The sequence below is a fragment of the Burkholderia sp. AU30198 genome, from assembly GCF_020419825.1.
In the GTDB taxonomy this organism is placed as follows: Bacteria; Pseudomonadota; Gammaproteobacteria; order Burkholderiales; family Burkholderiaceae; genus Burkholderia.
Genome location: NZ_JAIZSA010000014.1, coordinates 1 through 15,661, shown reverse-complemented (window position 1 = coordinate 15,661; position 15,661 = coordinate 1). Strand labels below are relative to the sequence as shown.

General features: G+C 68.6%; 15 protein-coding genes. 4 read left to right on the top strand and 11 right to left on the bottom strand.

Annotated features, from left to right (window positions below):
• Position 1 precedes the first annotated feature (1 nt).
• The 3 genes from LGN19_RS26770 to LGN19_RS26760 are packed head-to-tail and all read right to left on the bottom strand — an operon-like array spanning position 2 to position 3,087.
• A complete protein-coding gene (locus LGN19_RS26770) occupies positions 2–1,156 on the bottom strand; it encodes an ABC transporter permease (RefSeq protein WP_226218020.1) in 1,155 nt (384 codons plus the stop codon).
• Between the two features lie 21 nt (positions 1,157–1,177).
• Complete coding sequence (locus LGN19_RS26765; RefSeq protein WP_027788609.1) at positions 1,178–1,876, bottom strand: ABC transporter ATP-binding protein; 699 nt, start codon at positions 1,874–1,876, stop codon at positions 1,178–1,180.
• A gap of 5 nt (positions 1,877–1,881) precedes the next feature.
• A complete protein-coding gene (locus LGN19_RS26760) occupies positions 1,882–3,087 on the bottom strand; it encodes an efflux RND transporter periplasmic adaptor subunit (RefSeq protein WP_226218018.1) in 1,206 nt (401 codons plus the stop codon).
• Positions 3,088–3,446: 359 nt separating this feature from the next.
• On the opposite strand from LGN19_RS26760, the gene LGN19_RS26755 reads away from it, so the two are divergent.
• Positions 3,447–3,680 carry a hypothetical protein gene (locus tag LGN19_RS26755; RefSeq protein ID WP_043185133.1) on the top strand — a complete coding sequence of 78 codons (234 nt, stop codon included), beginning with the start codon at positions 3,447–3,449 and terminating at the stop codon, positions 3,678–3,680.
• A gap of 77 nt (positions 3,681–3,757) precedes the next feature.
• On the opposite strand, the gene LGN19_RS26750 is transcribed toward LGN19_RS26755, so the two are convergent.
• Positions 3,758–4,528, bottom strand: a complete 771-nt coding sequence (locus LGN19_RS26750; protein ID WP_226218016.1) for a Mut7-C ubiquitin/RNAse domain-containing protein — start codon at positions 4,526–4,528, stop codon at positions 3,758–3,760.
• Here LGN19_RS26750 and LGN19_RS26745 point away from each other — a divergent pair.
• Both LGN19_RS26745 and LGN19_RS26740 read left to right on the top strand, forming a co-directional pair.
• Positions 4,418–5,494: an NAD(P)-dependent oxidoreductase gene (locus LGN19_RS26745; protein WP_265343106.1), complete on the top strand. Its 1,077-nt coding sequence runs from the start codon at positions 4,418–4,420 to the stop codon at positions 5,492–5,494. The genes LGN19_RS26750 and LGN19_RS26745 overlap by 111 nt on opposite strands.
• Positions 5,495–5,570: 76 nt before the next feature.
• Positions 5,571–6,212, top strand: coding sequence for a LysE family translocator (locus tag LGN19_RS26740; protein WP_226218012.1), 642 nt, complete (start codon positions 5,571–5,573; stop codon positions 6,210–6,212).
• Positions 6,213–6,287: 75 nt separating this feature from the next.
• On the opposite strand, the gene LGN19_RS26735 is transcribed toward LGN19_RS26740, so the two are convergent.
• A complete protein-coding gene (locus LGN19_RS26735; RefSeq protein ID WP_226218010.1) occupies positions 6,288–7,571 on the bottom strand; it encodes an MFS transporter in 1,284 nt (427 codons plus the stop codon).
• 96 nt (positions 7,572–7,667) lie between these two features.
• Between LGN19_RS26735 and LGN19_RS26730 the strand changes: the two genes are divergently transcribed.
• The gene (locus LGN19_RS26730; protein WP_226218008.1) at positions 7,668–8,597 is read left to right on the top strand and encodes a LysR family transcriptional regulator; all 930 of its coding nucleotides are present in this window, start codon (positions 7,668–7,670) and stop codon (positions 8,595–8,597) included.
• A gap of 184 nt (positions 8,598–8,781) precedes the next feature.
• Here the strand turns inward: LGN19_RS26730 and LGN19_RS26725 are convergent, their stop codons facing one another.
• The 6 genes from LGN19_RS26725 to LGN19_RS26700 form a co-directional block, all read right to left on the bottom strand.
• Entirely contained in the window at positions 8,782–9,615 is an 834-nt protein-coding gene (locus LGN19_RS26725; RefSeq protein ID WP_226218006.1) for an OmpW/AlkL family protein, read from the bottom strand.
• A gap of 18 nt (positions 9,616–9,633) precedes the next feature.
• Complete coding sequence (locus LGN19_RS26720) at positions 9,634–10,875, bottom strand: DUF2957 domain-containing protein (protein ID WP_226218005.1); 1,242 nt, start codon at positions 10,873–10,875, stop codon at positions 9,634–9,636.
• 141 nt (positions 10,876–11,016) lie between these two features.
• A complete protein-coding gene (locus tag LGN19_RS26715; protein WP_226218003.1) occupies positions 11,017–12,441 on the bottom strand; it encodes a DUF2957 domain-containing protein in 1,425 nt (474 codons plus the stop codon).
• 435 nt (positions 12,442–12,876) lie between these two features.
• Complete coding sequence (gene argC / locus LGN19_RS26710) at positions 12,877–13,827, bottom strand: N-acetyl-gamma-glutamyl-phosphate reductase (protein WP_174918426.1); 951 nt, start codon at positions 13,825–13,827, stop codon at positions 12,877–12,879.
• A 154-nt stretch (positions 13,828–13,981) separates the two neighbouring features.
• Positions 13,982–14,554 carry a flavodoxin family protein gene (locus LGN19_RS26705; protein WP_043185154.1) on the bottom strand — a complete coding sequence of 191 codons (573 nt, stop codon included), beginning with the start codon at positions 14,552–14,554 and terminating at the stop codon, positions 13,982–13,984.
• 222 nt (positions 14,555–14,776) lie between these two features.
• Positions 14,777–15,370 (bottom strand): YbhB/YbcL family Raf kinase inhibitor-like protein, encoded by a 594-nt coding sequence (locus tag LGN19_RS26700; RefSeq protein ID WP_226218002.1) that lies wholly within the window; start codon positions 15,368–15,370, stop codon positions 14,777–14,779.
• Positions 15,371–15,661 lie beyond the last annotated feature (291 nt).

The following is a 15,661-nucleotide window of genomic DNA, read 5'->3' as shown; positions in this document are numbered from 1 at the left end:
CCTAGCCAATTGCCCGCAGGCCTTCGACGACCCGCACGCGCGCCGCCTGCCACGCCGGCACGATCGCGGCCGCGAAGCCGACCGCGACCGAGCACGCGGCCTGCAGCGCCACCGTCTCGGTCGACACCTTGAACACCGGGAAGATGCCGCCGGCCGCCTGCTTGAACAGGCTCGCGGCGGGCGGCGTCGCGAGGATCCCGAGCCCGCCGCCGGCCACCGCGATCACGACCGATTCGCCGAACACGATCAGCGCGAGGAACCCGGGGCCGAAGCCGAGCGCCTTCAGCGTCGCGTATTCGGCCGTGCGTTCGCGCGCGCTCATCGCCATCGCGTTGGCCATCACGGCCATGATGATCAGGATCACGACGTACGACACGAGACGGATCGCCGCGATGATCTGGTTCGACATCGCGACGAAGCCGAGCTGGAACGCCTGCTCGGTCTCGGTCAGCGTTTCGGCGAGCGAGTTCTTGAACACCGCGTCGACATTGCGCGCGATCGACGCGCCGTCGTCGGGGTTCGCGACGCCGAGCACGAACACGCCGACCTGGTCGGCCTGCTTCGGCGCGCGCTGGCGCACCGTCTCGTTCAGGTAGTCCCAGTGGAATACCAGCTGGCGTGTGATCGTCGAGTCGTCGCGGCCGTCGAGGATCCCGCGCACGACGAAATCCCACGTGCCCGGGTAGATCGTGCCCTTGAGCGGGATCACGTCGCCGATCTTGAAGCCGAACTGCGTGGCGAGCTGGCGGCCGACGAGGCAGCCGCGGCGGTCGCGGGCGTAGTCGGCGCGCTGCTGCGCCGGGATGATGAATTCCGGATACAGGTCGAGATAGTTGTCCGATACCGCGAAGCTCGCGAAGAAGTTCTTTGGGTCGCGGTAGATGCCGCCGAACCAGTTCGAGCGGACAACGGCCGTCACGCCGTCGACGCCGCGAATCCGGTTCTCGTAGCTCACGGGCAGCGGAAACACGAGCGAGATCGCGTTGCGCGTGACGAGCCGCCCGCTGGATGCGGCGGCCGCGCCCGCGTACCACGCGTCGACCACGGTATGCAGCAGCCCGAACGCCAGCACCGCGATGGTCAGCCCGAGCACGGTCAGCAGCGTGCGCAGCCGGTGCCGCAGCGCATTGCGCGCGATCAGCTTCAGCACGTACATCGCGCGCGCTCCCGCAGCCGGTCAGCCGGCGTGCCCATCGATCAGCTCCCCTTTTTCCAGATGCACGAGCGAGCGCGCGGCACCGGCCGCATGCGCGTCGTGGGTCACCATGATGATCGTCTTGCCGAGCTCGGCGTTCATCCGCTGCAGCATCGCGAGCACGTCGGTGGCCGACGCGCGGTCGAGGTCGCCGGTCGGCTCGTCGGCGACGATCAGCACCGGGTCGGTGATCAGCGCGCGCGCGATTGCGACGCGCTGCTGCTGGCCGCCCGACAGCTCGGACGGGTAGTGGCTCGTCCGGTCGCCGAGGTTCACCATGTCGAGCACGAGTTCGACGCGCTCGCGCCGTTCGCGGCGCGACAGGTGCGTGAGCATCAGCGGCAGCTCGACGTTCTCGAACGCGGTGAGCACCGGCATCAGGTTGTAGAACTGGAAGATGAAGCCGACGTTCGCCGCGCGCCATTCGGCCAGTTGCGCTTCCGCGAGCAGCGAGATGTCGAGCCCGCCCACGCGCAGCTCGCCGCTATCCGGCCGGTCGATGCCGGCCACGAGGTTCAGCAGCGTGCTCTTGCCGGAGCCGGACGGCCCCATCAGCGCGACGAAGTCGCCTTCGCCGATGTCGAGCGTGATGTCGGTCAGCACGGGCACGATCTGGTTGCCGCGCCGGTACGACTTCGCGACGTGGCTGAGCTCGACGAGGGGCGGCGGGGCGTCGTTCACGTGCGCTACTTCTTCGCGATGGTCACTTTCGCGCCGTCCTTCAGCTTCGCGCCCGGCGCGAGCACGACCGTGTCGCCGGGCTTCACGCCGCGGATCGCGACGAGTTCGCCGATCCGCAGGCCGGCCGTCACAGCCGTCGCATGCACGATGTCGTCCTTCACGACGAACACGACCGGCCGGCCGTCTCGCTCGACGACCGCGCTCGCCTGCACGGCCGTCACGGGCTGCCGGTCCTGCGCCGATACGGGCTTCGACAGGAATGCGATCTTCGCGCTCATGTCGGGCAGCACGCGGTCGTCGCGGTCGACGAAGCGCACCTTCACGAGCACGGTGGCCTTCGAGCGATCGACGGTCGGCACGATGCGCGACACGCGGCCCGCGAAGCGCGTGTCGGGCAGCGCGTCGAGCTGGATCTCGCACGGCTGCTCGGCGCGGATCTTCGCGATATTCGATTCGGCGACGTCGGCCTCGACTTCGAGCGTGTCCATGTCGGCGATCGTCACGACCGCGCCCTTGCTGTCCGACGCGGACGAGAACGGCGTGATGTTGTCGCCGACGTTCGCGTGCTTCGCGAGCACGATGCCGTCGAACGGCGCGCGGATCACCGTCTGGTCGACCGCGACCTGCGCGGCCTGCGCGTTGGCCTCGGCGGACGCGATCGCCGCCTGGTCGCTGCTGAGCGACGCGCGCGCCTTGTTCACGCGGGCCGTGTCGGTGTCGAGCTGCGCGGCCGGCAGGGCGCCCTTTGGCGCGAGCACCGAGGTGCGGCGCAACGCGATCTCGGCGTCCTTCAGTTCGGCCTGCTCGACGCCGAGGTTGGCCCGGGCGACCTTCACCTGTGCGAGCGCCTGCGCCAGCGAGGCCTCGACGTCGCGGCTTTCGAGGCGCGCGATGATCTCGTCCTTCTTCACGCGCGTGCCTTCGAGCACGCCGAGCCATTCGACGCGCCCCTGGCCCTTCGACGCGACCGCGGCCTTGCGCTGCGGCACGACGTAGCCGGTCGCATTGAGTTGCGTGTCGTTCTGGTACGGGTAGGCGGACGTGACGGTCGTGGTTTCGACGGCCGGCCGGCCGGTCAGCGCGAGGCCCGCGGCGATCGCGACGATGACGACCGCGGCGGCAACCGCATAGCGCAGCCACCGGCGCCGGCGGGGCGCCGGTGCGAGCGGACGCCGGTCGATCTTCAGTTTGTCCAGATTGTGATCGGGCAATTTGAGCGCCTCGAGACGGCGGCGGTCTGGCGACCGGCCGCGATCCGGTTTCCGGGGAAAGGGACGGATGGACGCCAGTATAAGCGTCGCCCCGACAGCGTGCGAGCCGGTTTGCAGCGCCGCGGCGGCGGCGGCCGGACCGTCGCCGGCACGGGAATGCACGTGCGCCCTCGGGGAAACCCGAGGGGCGCAAGCAACGTGTCAACTTGCCGCGAACGCGGTGCGTTATGGAACCAGTGCGTCAGGTTTTGTCGCGACGAAACGGCGAAAGCCGGCGTCGCGGCCTGGGGCTCCGATGCGAATGCCTCGCATCTTTACTTACCGGTACGTTTGATTTTTTCTCCGCTAAAGGAAGAACAATGAAGAAGACGCTCGCTTCGATCATCGCCGCAGCATTCGCACTCGCATCGGTTTCGGCATTCGCACAGGCGTCCGCGCCGGCAGCCGACACGTCGGCAGCTGCTCCGGCACCGGCCAAGAAGGATCACAGCAAGCCGAAGCACCAGCTGAAGCACCACGGTTCGGCCAAGGGCAAGGCGAAGGCCGCAGCCGCATCGGCAGCCGGCACGAACGACGCAGGCGCAGCAAACTAAGCGCTTCGCCCGGGGCCGGCACCGCCGGCCGCCAGTCGCGAGACCCCGCATGTTCACGCATGCGGGGTTTTGTTTTTTCAGGCGTCGGGTTCGCCGGCCGGCAGTGGCGGTGGCGGCGGCGGCGCGCGCATCGCGTCGACCACCGTGCGCATGCGCCGCCAGTGCGAGCCTTCCCAGAACACGCGCCGGCATACGTCGCATGCGGCGAAGCGCCGGTGCCGCTGCCGGACGCTGGCCGGCACGCGCGGCGCGGCAGCCGCCGCGTCGAGCGGATGCAGCGGGGCATTGCAGCGCAGGCATAGCCGGAACGGCCGCATGTGCGGCGCGAGATCGAGCCGCTCGAACAGCTCGCGCAGCTGGTCGGCCGGCTGCAGCGCGTGCAGGTAGCAGCCGCGCTCGACCGCGCGCCGCTTGAGCAGCTCGCGGTCGCGGGTCAGCACGATCCGGCCCTCTCGCGCGGCGAGCGCCGCGAGCTCGTCGTCACGGTAGTGATTGTCGTAGCAGGTGTCGAAGCCCGCGAGGCGCAACAGCTGCGCGAGGCCGCCGAGATGCGCGTCGGCGACGAAGCGCCATTGCGCCGGTGGCGGCGCACCGGCTTCGCTCGCCGCCGGTTGCGCGCGTTCCGGAAAGGCTTCGACCCGGTCACCGTCGTCGAGCGGCCGGTCGAATGCGGCCGGCGCGTCGTTCACGCAGAGCCGGCCGATTTCCGTATGCGGGACGCCGAGCGCCTCGATCGCGTGCTTCACCGTCGCATCGCGCGCGCATGCGTGCCCGAACGCGCGGTCGCGCTGCGCGCGCGGGAGAAAGGCGTTCAGTTCGTCGTGGAAGCGGAAGGTCGCGGTCGCCATGCGCGCAGTATCGCACCGCGCAGGGGCGGCCGCGTGCCCTGCAGACGCCACGCATCTGTGTTTAACTCCCCGCTTCACGGAGCGAAGGAGCGGGAAATGGATCTCGGATTTATCGGGCTGGGTGAAATGGGGCAGGCAATCGCGACGAACCTGCTGAAGGCCGGGCACACGGTGCGGGTCTGGAACCGGTCGCGCGAGCGCGCCGAGCCGCTCGCCGCGCTCGGCGCGCAGATCGTCGACACGCCGGCCGACGCGTTTCGCGGCGACGCGGTGTTCTCGATGCTGGCCGACGACGCCGCGGCGCGCGCGATCTTCGACGATGCGCTGCTCGCGCAGGCGCCGCGCGGCCTGATCCACGTCAACATGGCGACGGTGTCGGTCGCGCTGGCCGAATCGCTCGCGCACGCGCATGCGTCGCGCGGCATCCATTACGTCGCCGCGCCGGTGATGGGGCGGCCCGATGTCGCGGCGGCCGCGCGCCTGACGATCATGGCGGGCGGCCCGGCCGAGGCGATCGACCGCGTGCAGCCGCTGTTCGACGCGATCGGCCAGAAGACCTGGCGGTTCGGTTCGCTGCCGCAGCACGCGAACGTCGCGAAGATCGCCGCGAACTTCACGCTCGCGTCGGCGATCGAGACGCTCGGCGAGGCGTCCGCGCTGCTGGGCGCGCACGGCGTTGCGATGCGCGACTTCCTCGACGTGATCACCGGCAGCGTGTTTCCGGGCCCCGTCTACGAAGGCTACGGCTCGATGATCGCCGAGCGGCGCTACGAGCCCGCGCGCTTCAAGGCACGCCTCGGGCTGAAGGACGTCCGCCTCGCGCTGGAAGCCGGCGACGCCGTGTCGGTGCCGTTGCCGGTGGCGAGCGTCGTGCGCGACAACCTGCTCGACGCGCTCGCGCATGGCGGCGGCGAGCAGGATTTCGCGGTGCTCGGCGAAGTCGCGCTGCGCCGCGCGGGCCGCTGATCCGTCGCGCGACAGAAGTCCGGCGCACCGGCATAATCGACGTTTCGTTTTCCGTGACTTCCAGGCAGAGGCGGGCATGAACTTGCATACGTGGTGGCTTTTCGTGGCGACGGTGTTCGTCGTGTCGGCGATTCCGGGCCCGAACATGCTGCTGGTGATGACGCATGGTGCGCGGCACGGGCTGCAGCGTTCGACGTGGACGATGGCCGGCTGTCTCAGCGCGCTGGTGCTGATGCTGTCGGTGTCGGCGGCGGGCCTCGGTGCGGTGCTCGAAGCCTGGCCGGCGATGTTCAATACGCTGCGCTTCGCGGGCGCGGCCTACCTGATCTACCTGGGCGTGAAGGCATGGCGCGCACGCGTCGACGACGAGCAGCCTGCCGCCGACGTCGAATCCGTATCGCGCCAGGCCGCGCCGGCATCGCGCGGAGCGCTGTTCCGCAACGGCTTCCTGGTCGCGGGCAGCAACCCGAAGGCGATCCTGTTCGCGGCCGCGCTGCTGCCGCAGTTCATCAACGCGGCCGAGCCGACGCTGCCGCAGTTCGGCGTCCTCGTCGTCACGTTCGCGGTAATCGAGGTGAGCTGGTATCTCGTCTACGCGTCGTTCGGCACGCGCATCGGCGCGACGCTGAAGAGCCAGAGCGTCGCGAAGATCTTCAACCGGCTGACGGGCGGGCTGTTCGTCGGCTTCGGCGCGATGATGGCGCTGGTCCGTCACTGATTTCGAACTGACGCCGGCGCGCCGAACGCCCCGTCCCTCGCAAGAGGGCGGGGCGTTCGGCTTTTCGGGCCGGGTTCACGTCCGCGGGCGAGTCAACGCCGCTGTGCCGGCCCCGCGTCCGGCCGAGAGCCCGAAGACGGTGGCCGCGCCGGCGAACGCGAACCCCACGCCGCATACCGCGCTCCACCCGCCCCAGGCCCACGCACTGCCTGCGAGCACTGCGCCAAGCGCGCCGCCGATGAAGAACAGCCCGACGAACAGCCCGTTCAGGCGGCCGCGCGCGGCCGGGTTCAGCAGGTTGATCTCGCGGCGGCCGATCGTCTGGTCGACGATGACGCCCGCGTCGAGCAGCGCCGCGCCGCCGGCCAGCAGCGCAAGTGCGAGGCCGCGATGCGCGTGCGCGTCGAAGCCGAACCAGCCGGCGCCCGTGAATCCGAGCACGACGAGCGCCACGAGCATCGTCACGTGCGCGATCCGCTGCGCGGCCGGGCCGTGGCCGCGGTCGCCGGCGCGGCCCGCGAGCGGCGTGACGATCGCGCCGCTGGCGCCGGCGAACGCGAACAGCGCGATCCCGTGCAGGTCGAGGCCGAATGGCGGCTGCGCGAGCCGCAGCCCGACCGCGGTCCAGAATGCGCTGAACGCGGCCATCGCGAGCGCCGCCGACAGCGCATGCCGGCGCAGCACCGGCTCGTCGGCCAGCAGGCGTCCCATCGACGCGAGCAGCGCGCGGTAGCCGGCCGTGATCGACGGCGTGCGCGACGGCAGGCGCAGTGCGAGCACGACGGTGATTGCGGCGTTCGCGAGCGCCGCGAGCACGTAGAACCCGCGCCAGCCGGCCGAGCCCGCGATCAGGCTCGCGAGCGGCCGCGACAGCAGGATGCCGAGCATCAGCCCGCTCATCACGTTGCCGACCGCGCGGCCGCGCTGCGCCTCGGGTGCCATCGACGCGGCCATTGGCACGAGCATCTGGATCACGCTCGACGCGGCGCCGGCCACGAGCGTCGCCAGCAGGAACACGGTGCCCGAGCGCGTGAACGCGGGCAGCGCGAGCGCGGCCGCGCACGCGGCCAGCGTCACGACGATCAGGCGGCGGTTCTCGAGCAGGTCGACCAGCGGCACGAGCAGCACGAGCCCGGCCGCGTAGCCGAGCTGCGGCAGCATCGCGACGAGGCCGGTCAGGCCGGGCGGCAGGTGCAGGTCGGCGCTGATCGGGCCCGTCAGCGGTTGCGCGGCGAACAGGTCCATCACGATCACGCCGACTGTCGCGGCGAAGAACAGCGTCATGCCCGCGCTCAGCGCGGGCGGCGAGCCGGCGGGTGTGCGAACGGCGGCGGGGCAACGGTTGGCAGGGCAGTTCATCGGAAACCTGACGGTGAGTCGAAGGAGTCCCCATCGTAGGTGTCCGATGTTTATGCGACAATTGAAATATCTCTAACATGATTATGCGAGTTTGTTTTGAATACGCGTGATCTCCAGGCATTCGTCGCAGTCGTCGACAGCGGGTCGATGGTCGCCGCGGCCGCGAAGCTCCACCTGACGCAGCCGGGCCTGACGCGGCGCGTGCAGAACCTCGAAACGCTGCTCGGCATGCCGCTGCTGGACCGGCAAAGCAAGCCGCTGAAGCCGACCGCCGCCGGGCGCGACGTCTACGCGCTCGCGCGCAACGTGCTGGGCGCGGTCGACGAACTGATGGCGGCGGGCGCACCGGACAGCGAGCCGTCGGGCGAGTTGCGCATCGGCGTGCCGCCGTTCCTGTCCGAGCTGGCGCTCGAGCAGCCGATCGACCGGCTGCGCGACGCGTTTCCGCGCCTCACGCTGCGGGTGACGGCCGGCTGGTCGCCGGCGCTGATGCAGGGCGTCGAGCGCGGTGCGCTCGACGTCGCGGCCGTGATGGTGCCGGCCAGTGCGGCCCTGCCCGACGCGTTCGCGTCGACGCTGCTCGGCACGCAGCCGACGGTGCTCGTTGCCGCGCGCGACTATCCGCTGCCGGACGGTCCGCTGTCGATCGATACGCTGTCGGGTTTTCCGTGGGTGCTGAGCCAGGACGGCTGCGGGATGCGGTCGGCACTGAGCCGCACGCTCGGCGCGGCCGGGCTGCCGTTCGACGTCGCGGTCGAGGCGTTCGGCTCGGAGCTGCAACTGTCGCTCGTCGCACGCGGCGCGGGCATCGGCATCGCCGCGCCGAACGCGCTGGCGCGCAGCGCGCATCGCGATGCGCTGAGGGTGGTGGAAACGGTGGGGCTGGAGACGCGGATCAACGTGTGGATCGTGCACGGCGCGCTGCCGGGCCGTCTGGTGCGGCCTGTCGCGCTGCTGCGCGATGCGCTGGGCGAAGTGCTCGTCCGGGTAAACAGGGTGGGGTCAGATGCAGTGAAGGCGGTCTAGAGGCAGCATTCAAGGGAAAATCCTTATTTTCTCTACGGAAATGTTGCAATGCGGAAACCGATTCGCTATAGTTGCACCTGTCTCCTCCATGTCTCCTCTGATATGGATTCAGCCCGCCTCTTAGGCGGGCTTTTTTTTGCCTGCGATTTTGTCGCGGCCTTCCATTCGTCGTCCGTCGCGGCGCTCAGAACTTGTACGTCATCCCGACGTAGCTGATGAGCGGGTCGGCTTTAAGGTCCGATTTCGACTCCGAGAGCACGGTGCCGTCGGCCGCCTTGATCGTCACCGTCGACGTCGTCTTCAGCGGGATGTACGTTACCGACGCGATCAGCCCGAAGTGCTCGGTCATGTTGTACTGCAGGCCCGCGTTGAACACCGGCTGCCATGACGCCGACGCCTTCGCTTCCACCGATGTCGTACCCGGCTTGCCCGCGCCTGCCGCGAGAATCGCGCCGAGGTTGTCCTGCGTCTGCTTGATGAAGTTCGTGTTGAGCTGCAGGTCGCTGAACCAGTTGTACGACACGCCGAGGCCGAGGAACGGCCGGAACTTCGCGGTTGCCGCGCCGAAGTAGTACTGCAGCAGCATCGCCGGGCTCCACTGCCGCACGCTTTTCACGATCGGGTTGACCGACGCCAGCCCGATGTTCTGCGTGCCGAGCGCGCCGGCAGGTCCTGGCGGCTTGATCGTGCCCTGGCCCGACACCTTGAACACTGGCGGCACGCCGGCCACCGACGTCACCGCGATGTGGTCGGTCAGGAAGTGGCTGACCGTCAGGCCGACCGTGTCGGCGCCGCTCGTGCGCAGCCCGGTGCCCGGCGACGTGAACGACGGCGGCAGCCGCAGCGGCGTGTTGATCGGCGTCGGCGCGACGTTGGTCGTCATCGGCGTGCTGCTCTGCTGCGGCATCACGTGGAACCAGCCCAGCGTGACGACGTTGCTGCCGGCGCTCTGCGCGTGCGCCGCGAGCGGCGCCAGCACGGCGGCGCCGGCCGCCGCGCAGAGAAGGGTTTTCTTCATCACGGCTTCCCCCTCCGCTTACTGGACGAATGCGCCGATCGTGAAATACGGCGTCGATCCGGCGTTGTCGAGGAACCCGAACACGCCACCCGTGAAGATGAACTTGCCGGTCGGCGTCGTGCTGCTGGCACCCGTGTGGATCGTCGTGACCGTGCCCGGCACCGCCTGCGTGTAGTCGAGGTCGAGCGCGGTCGCGAGCGACGCCTGCGACGCATTGAACGGATCGAGCAGCGTGGCCTGCTTGTCGGTCAGCGCGGTGGTGCGGTAGTCGAACTGGCTGTCGACGCCGATGTACTCGCCGTTCTGCGAGCCGACCGCGATCGTCGTCTGCGGCGCGAGGATCGAGATGCTCGATTCGTCGTCGGCGGTGAGGCCCGGCACGCCGTTGCTGTTGGGTGTCGGGTTCGGGTTCGCGACCCCCGTGCGCACGAGGATCGGCACGAGCTGGTTGCGCAGCTTGCCGACGATCATGAAGCCCTTGCCCTGCGGCGTCGCCGACAGCGTCGGTTTCAGCTGGCTCGCGTAGTTGTTCGACTGGAACGCACCGCTGCCGTCCGCCGACTGCACGAAGTTCGTGCCTTGCTGCGTGCACGCGCCACCGGCGAACTGGCCGGTCGAGTCGCACTTGGCCCAGGAGCCGTCGGCGTTGATCGTTACCTTCGCGTCGATCGATGCCGGCGCGAAGTTCTGCGACGGCACTTCACCGAAGCCCACGTGACTGTAGGTGCCCGCAACCTTCGTGATGTCGGTCTCGATCGACGAGAAGCCGATGAACGGGTAGTACGGGAATTTCGTGTCGGGCACCGCGGCCTGGCCGAGCACGCCGTTGAACTGGATTTCCTTGCCGGGAATCGTGCCGCCCGCGACGCCCATGCCGACGAAGATGCGCGCCGGGCGCGACGGATCGAGGCTCGCGCCGTTCAGGCGGAACGCGCACTGGTTCAGCTTGTTGGTCGGCAGCAGCGTTTCCTGCGTGAGCGTGCCGCTGTCGACGGTGCCCGCGCGGGTCGGCACGACGGTGCCGGTCGTTTGCGGCACCGGTGATTCGACATAGGTGACCTGCCAGGTCATCTTGGTCGTGTCGAGCTGGACCTTCGCGAGTTCGCCGCTGCCCGCGCCACCCGTAAACACGGTGCTGTAGTCGAGCGACGCAGGGCAGAGCCGGTCTTCGACGAGCGGGGGCGGATTGCTGTCGCCGCCGCCGCAGGCAGAAAGAAGGGGGGCGGCAAGGGCCGCCGCCAGAATGAGGTTGCGCTTCATGTTGCTCCTCCAGATTTGTCTTGTGCGGCGGCCAGCTCCCTGTCGGCCGCTTCTGTTGGTTGTGCTCGTCCTGCCTGCGCCGTGCCGCGCGCTCGTGCGTTACGCGACGGCGGCCAGCCCGCCGTCGCGTCCTCGTTCGCTCTACTTGCTGATCTGCGCGCCCACGCCGAAGTACGGTGTCGACGACGTGGTCGAGTTCGCCGACGTCGACGTGACGCCGCCGTTCACCGTGCCCTGGATCAGCGCCGCGTACAGCCCGCCCGTCGCGATCACGACGCCCGACGCGGACGGGTAGTTCGCACCGCTCGGCGGCGTCGTCGTCGCGTTCAGCAGGCCCGGCGTCGCCTGGCCGTAGTCGAGCGTGAAGCCGTCTTCCTCGGCCTGCGTGCTCGGATTGATGAACGACGCGTTGCTGCCGCGGATCAGGGCCGCCGTGTACTTGAAGTTCGAGTCCGCACCCGCGTAGCCTCCGTCGATCGTGCCCGACGTGATCGCCGTCGCTGCGCCGAGCACCGCGATGCCCGATTCGTCGTCGACCTGCGCATCGGTATGCAGCGGCGCCGTGCCGAGGTTCACGTTGCCCGTACGCACGATCACCGGCACCGTCGCGCCGTTGAGCTGGCCGATCACCATGTGTGCGGTCGCCGATTTACCGGTCGCGCCGACGATCGGCAGCTGCGTTTGCGGCAGCGTCTGCGGCGCCTTCGTGCTGTCGAAGTAGCCGCCGTTCGCGGTGTTCACGGTCCACGGGTTGCCGGTCGTCTGGCAGCCGCCCGAACTCGTCGACGTGCACGCGCCGTTCGCGTCGAACGTCTCGCTCGAGTTCGTGCCCTTCGTCGCGTAGTTGCCCGACGGCACGAGGTGATAGATCAGCGCGTTGTACGTGCCCGGCAGCTTCGAGATGTCCGTCGTCGTGCTCGCGAAGCCGAGGAACGGATAGAAATCGAAGTGGCGGTTCGGCACCTGGCCGACGTTCTGCACGAGGCCCGGAATGATGGTCAGCCCGTCGTACTGGATCGTCGCACCTGGAATGCCGCCGCCTGCGACGCCCATGCCGACCAGCAGCATCGGCGGGTTCGCCTGGTTGAAGTCGGCCGCCGTCGAGTACGTGGCGCCGCTCGGCGCCTTGCCCGTGCCCGGTGTCAGGACGAACGCGCAACGCGTCTGCTCGGCGGTCGGCAGCGTGCCGGCCGGCGGGTGCATGACCGCGCCGGTGATGGTCGTGCCGGCGCGGCTCGGCGTGACCGTGCCGGTCGCGAGCGGAATCGGCGATTCGAGCCACTTGAGCGTGTAGGTCATCGCCACCGCGTCGATGTTGACGCTGACGATCTCACCGCTACCGGCGCCGCCGAGATACGTGCTCTTCACGATGTCGGCGTTGGCCGGGCACAGCGAGCCGTTGACGGGCTGCGACGGCGGCGGCCCTTGCGTGCCGCAGCTGGAACCGGAACATTGGGGCGCGTTGATCGGCGCGACCGCGCCGCCGGAATCCCCCCCACCACATGCAACCAGGAAAGGGGCAATGGCAAAGGCCGTTGCCACCCCCTTCGATAAGGTGTGCGACATGCCGCTGTCTCCAATCGTTTAATTGTGCGAGCTAATGTCGCCGCCTTGATTTTTGCTGTCAATTGATGAACCCGTCTAAAAAAGGCGATTGAAACGGGCATCGTGTATTTAATCCTTGTCCGGCAGGGCATTCGGTAAGAATTAAAACGTGCGACGGGCTGCGGGAAGTGGCCGGAGTGGGGAATGTGCGACGCCGGACAGGCCGGGGGAGAGCCTTCCTGCGTATAACGGCAGCGTTTAAAGCGGCGGTATCCGGTTTATCCCTATTCGGGATTGACTGGATAAAGACGGGGTGGGATTAATTCACTGGTAATCGCGCAATTGAAAGCTTGTAAATATTTGTAAATGCGCGGTTCGGAATTTTTTATATATTGCCTGATACGGGTAAATAAAAAGCCGGCCAGTGGCCGGCTTTGCATTGCATGCGATGTTGAATCAGCGTTTGAGACCTGCGTCCTCGGCCGCGCCGATGCTCAGGTTCATGCACTGGATCGCGGCGCCCGATGCGCCCTTGCCGAGGTTGTCGAGGCGCGCGACCGTGACGAAGCGCTCTTCGTTGCCGAACACGAACAGGTCGACCCGGTTCGTGTCGTTGTTCGCCTGCACGTCGAAGAAGCCGCCGTCGAGGTTCGCGTCCGCATCGAACGGCGCGACGCGCACGAATGCTTCGTCCGCGTAGTACTCGGCGAACACGCGCTGCACGTCCTGCGGCGTCGTACGCTTCGCGAGCTGCTCGGGCGTGAAGTAGGTCGTCACCGCGAGACCCTTCAAGAACGGACCGACGATCGGCGTGAAGATCGGCGGGTTCGCGAGGCCCGTGTGTGCGGCCATTTCCGGCAGGTGCTTGTGCGTGAGGCCGAGCGCGTACGGGCGCGGGCTCGCGAGCTTGCCGCCCGGCGCCGCGTTTTCGTAGTCGGCGATCATCGACTTGCCGCCGCCGCTGTAGCCGGTGATCGAATAGCTGTGCGCGGCGAACGTCGGTGCGACGATGCCCGCATCGACGAGCGGACGCATCGCAAGCACGAAGGCCGAGGCGTGGCAGCCCGGCACCGCGATGCGCTTCGACGTGCGAATCTTCTCGCGCTGCGCGCGGGTCAGTTCCGGCAGGCCGTACGCCCAGTCGGCGCTGGTGCGGAACGCGGTGCTCGCGTCGATCAGCGTCGTGTTCGGGTTCTCGACGAGCGACGCCGATTCGCGCGATGCAACGTCCGGCAGGCACAGGAACGTGACGTCCGACGCGTTGATCAGGCGGCGGCGCTCTTCGACGTCCTTGCGCTTCGCTTCATCGATACGCAGGATCTCGATGTCGCTGCGTGCCGACAGGTATTCGAAGATCTTGAGGCCGGTCGTGCCTTCCTGGCCGTCGACAAAAACTTTGGTGCTCATTTCGCTCTCACTGAATGAAACGGGGGCCCGCGCCCTGAACCCACCATTTTAAGACGTCATCCGGCGGGCCTGCACCGCGCGGGGCGAAAAAAAGACGGCCGGCGAGCCGTCTTGTGTCCCTTTGACGCCCGCAGGCGCGCGCGCCAGGGCGTGCTCAGCTGCGGCCGGCGACCCAGCGGGCGGTCGCTTCGGCCACGCGCCGGCCGAATGCCTTGCCGGTCTCGAGGTCGCCCGGCAGCGGGCCCTCGTCGGGCGTCGAATCCGCCGGCGACTGCGCGAGCAGGCCCGTCGAGCCGCCCAGGTAGTTGATGTCGTTGCGCGTGGCCGCCTTCGAGTTGGCAGGCATCAGGCTCGTGCCGACCCACACCATCCCATGCTGCATCGCCAGCGTGACGAAATATTGAATCGTCGAGAACTTGTCGCCGTTCATCGTCGCGGAGTTCGTGAAGCCCGCGGCGATCTTGTCCTTCCATTTCTGCGTGAACCACGCTTTCGACGTGGCATCGGCAAACTGCTTGAACTGCGCCGACGGGCCGCCCATGTAGGTCGGCGCGCCGAACACGATCGCGTCGGCTGCGTCGAGCGCGGCCCAGCCCGCGTCGTCGACGTCGCCGACGGCGAGCAGGCGCACGGTCGCGCCGGCGTCCTGCGCGCCCGTGTGAACGGCTTCGGCCAGTTTCTGCGTGTGACCGTAGCCGCTGTGATAGACGATGACGATGTTCGACATGAGGCGTTCTCCGGAAAGGAACGGGAACGGCGGGCCGCAGGCGCGCCGCGTCACGCGTCGCCGGCGGGCGGCGCGACGGATGCGCGGCGTGGCGCCGCGACCGGTGACGACGAGTCTAGCAAGCCGAAATGACGGGAAAACGCGCGGGCGCGGCGGACGCAATGTCGCGGCGGCAGGCAATCGCAGTGCGGTGGCGCGGCCGCGCGCAATGCCCGGCGCTCGTTACTGCCCGTAGTTGACCGTGAGTTGCGCGGTGCCGATCGTCAGCGTGCCGATCTCGTGCTCGAACATCGGCGCGGGGCGGCCCTGCGCGACGCGCAGGTCGTCCCCCTTGAGCGCGTAGACGGTGATCACGTAGCGGTGCGGCTTGCCGGGCGGCGGGCACGGGCCGCCGTAGCCGTCGATCCCGAAGTCGTTGCGCGCCTCGCTTGCGCCGATGCGCCGCAGGAAGCCGGACGCGCTCGCGTCGGCGGGCAGGCTCGTGACCGTCGCCGGAATACCCGCCACGGCCCAGTGCCACCAGCCGTGCCCCGGCGCATCGGGATCGAAGATCGTGACCGCGTAGCCGTGCGTGCCGGGCGGCGGGTTGTGCCAGGTGAGCTGCGGCGAGTGGTTGCCGCCCTTGCAGTCGCCGCGATCGAACACGTTCGCGGCGCGGACGCGCCCGCCCGGCGTCAGGTCGTCGCTCGTCACGGTGAACACGCCTTCCGCGTGCGCGGGCAGGGCGGTGAGGACGGCGGCGTAAAGGAGGGCGGCGAGGAACGGCGACGGGCGACCCGCTGGCGCAGGCGGAGTGATCCGGCGATCCACACGCATATGGCGCTTCTCCCGTCACGTAGGCCGGACCGATGCTTCCGGCGTTGTTGGCGTTGTGCGTTGCCCGCGCAGCTGATGGCGACGATGGATCAAGTCTAGCATTAGGGTTCGATGAGCGATGCACGCCGCGACCCGCGGTCGCGATCGTTTCCTGCGCGAATCGACGGTGTCAAGTCCTGGAATAGGTTGACAGTGTTCACCCGCTAAACGCCCGATGCACCGCATCGGGCGTTTTGTATTTGAGGGCGGCATGTGGCCGCTCGCAGTTGTAGATGTTCACCGACTGTTCGA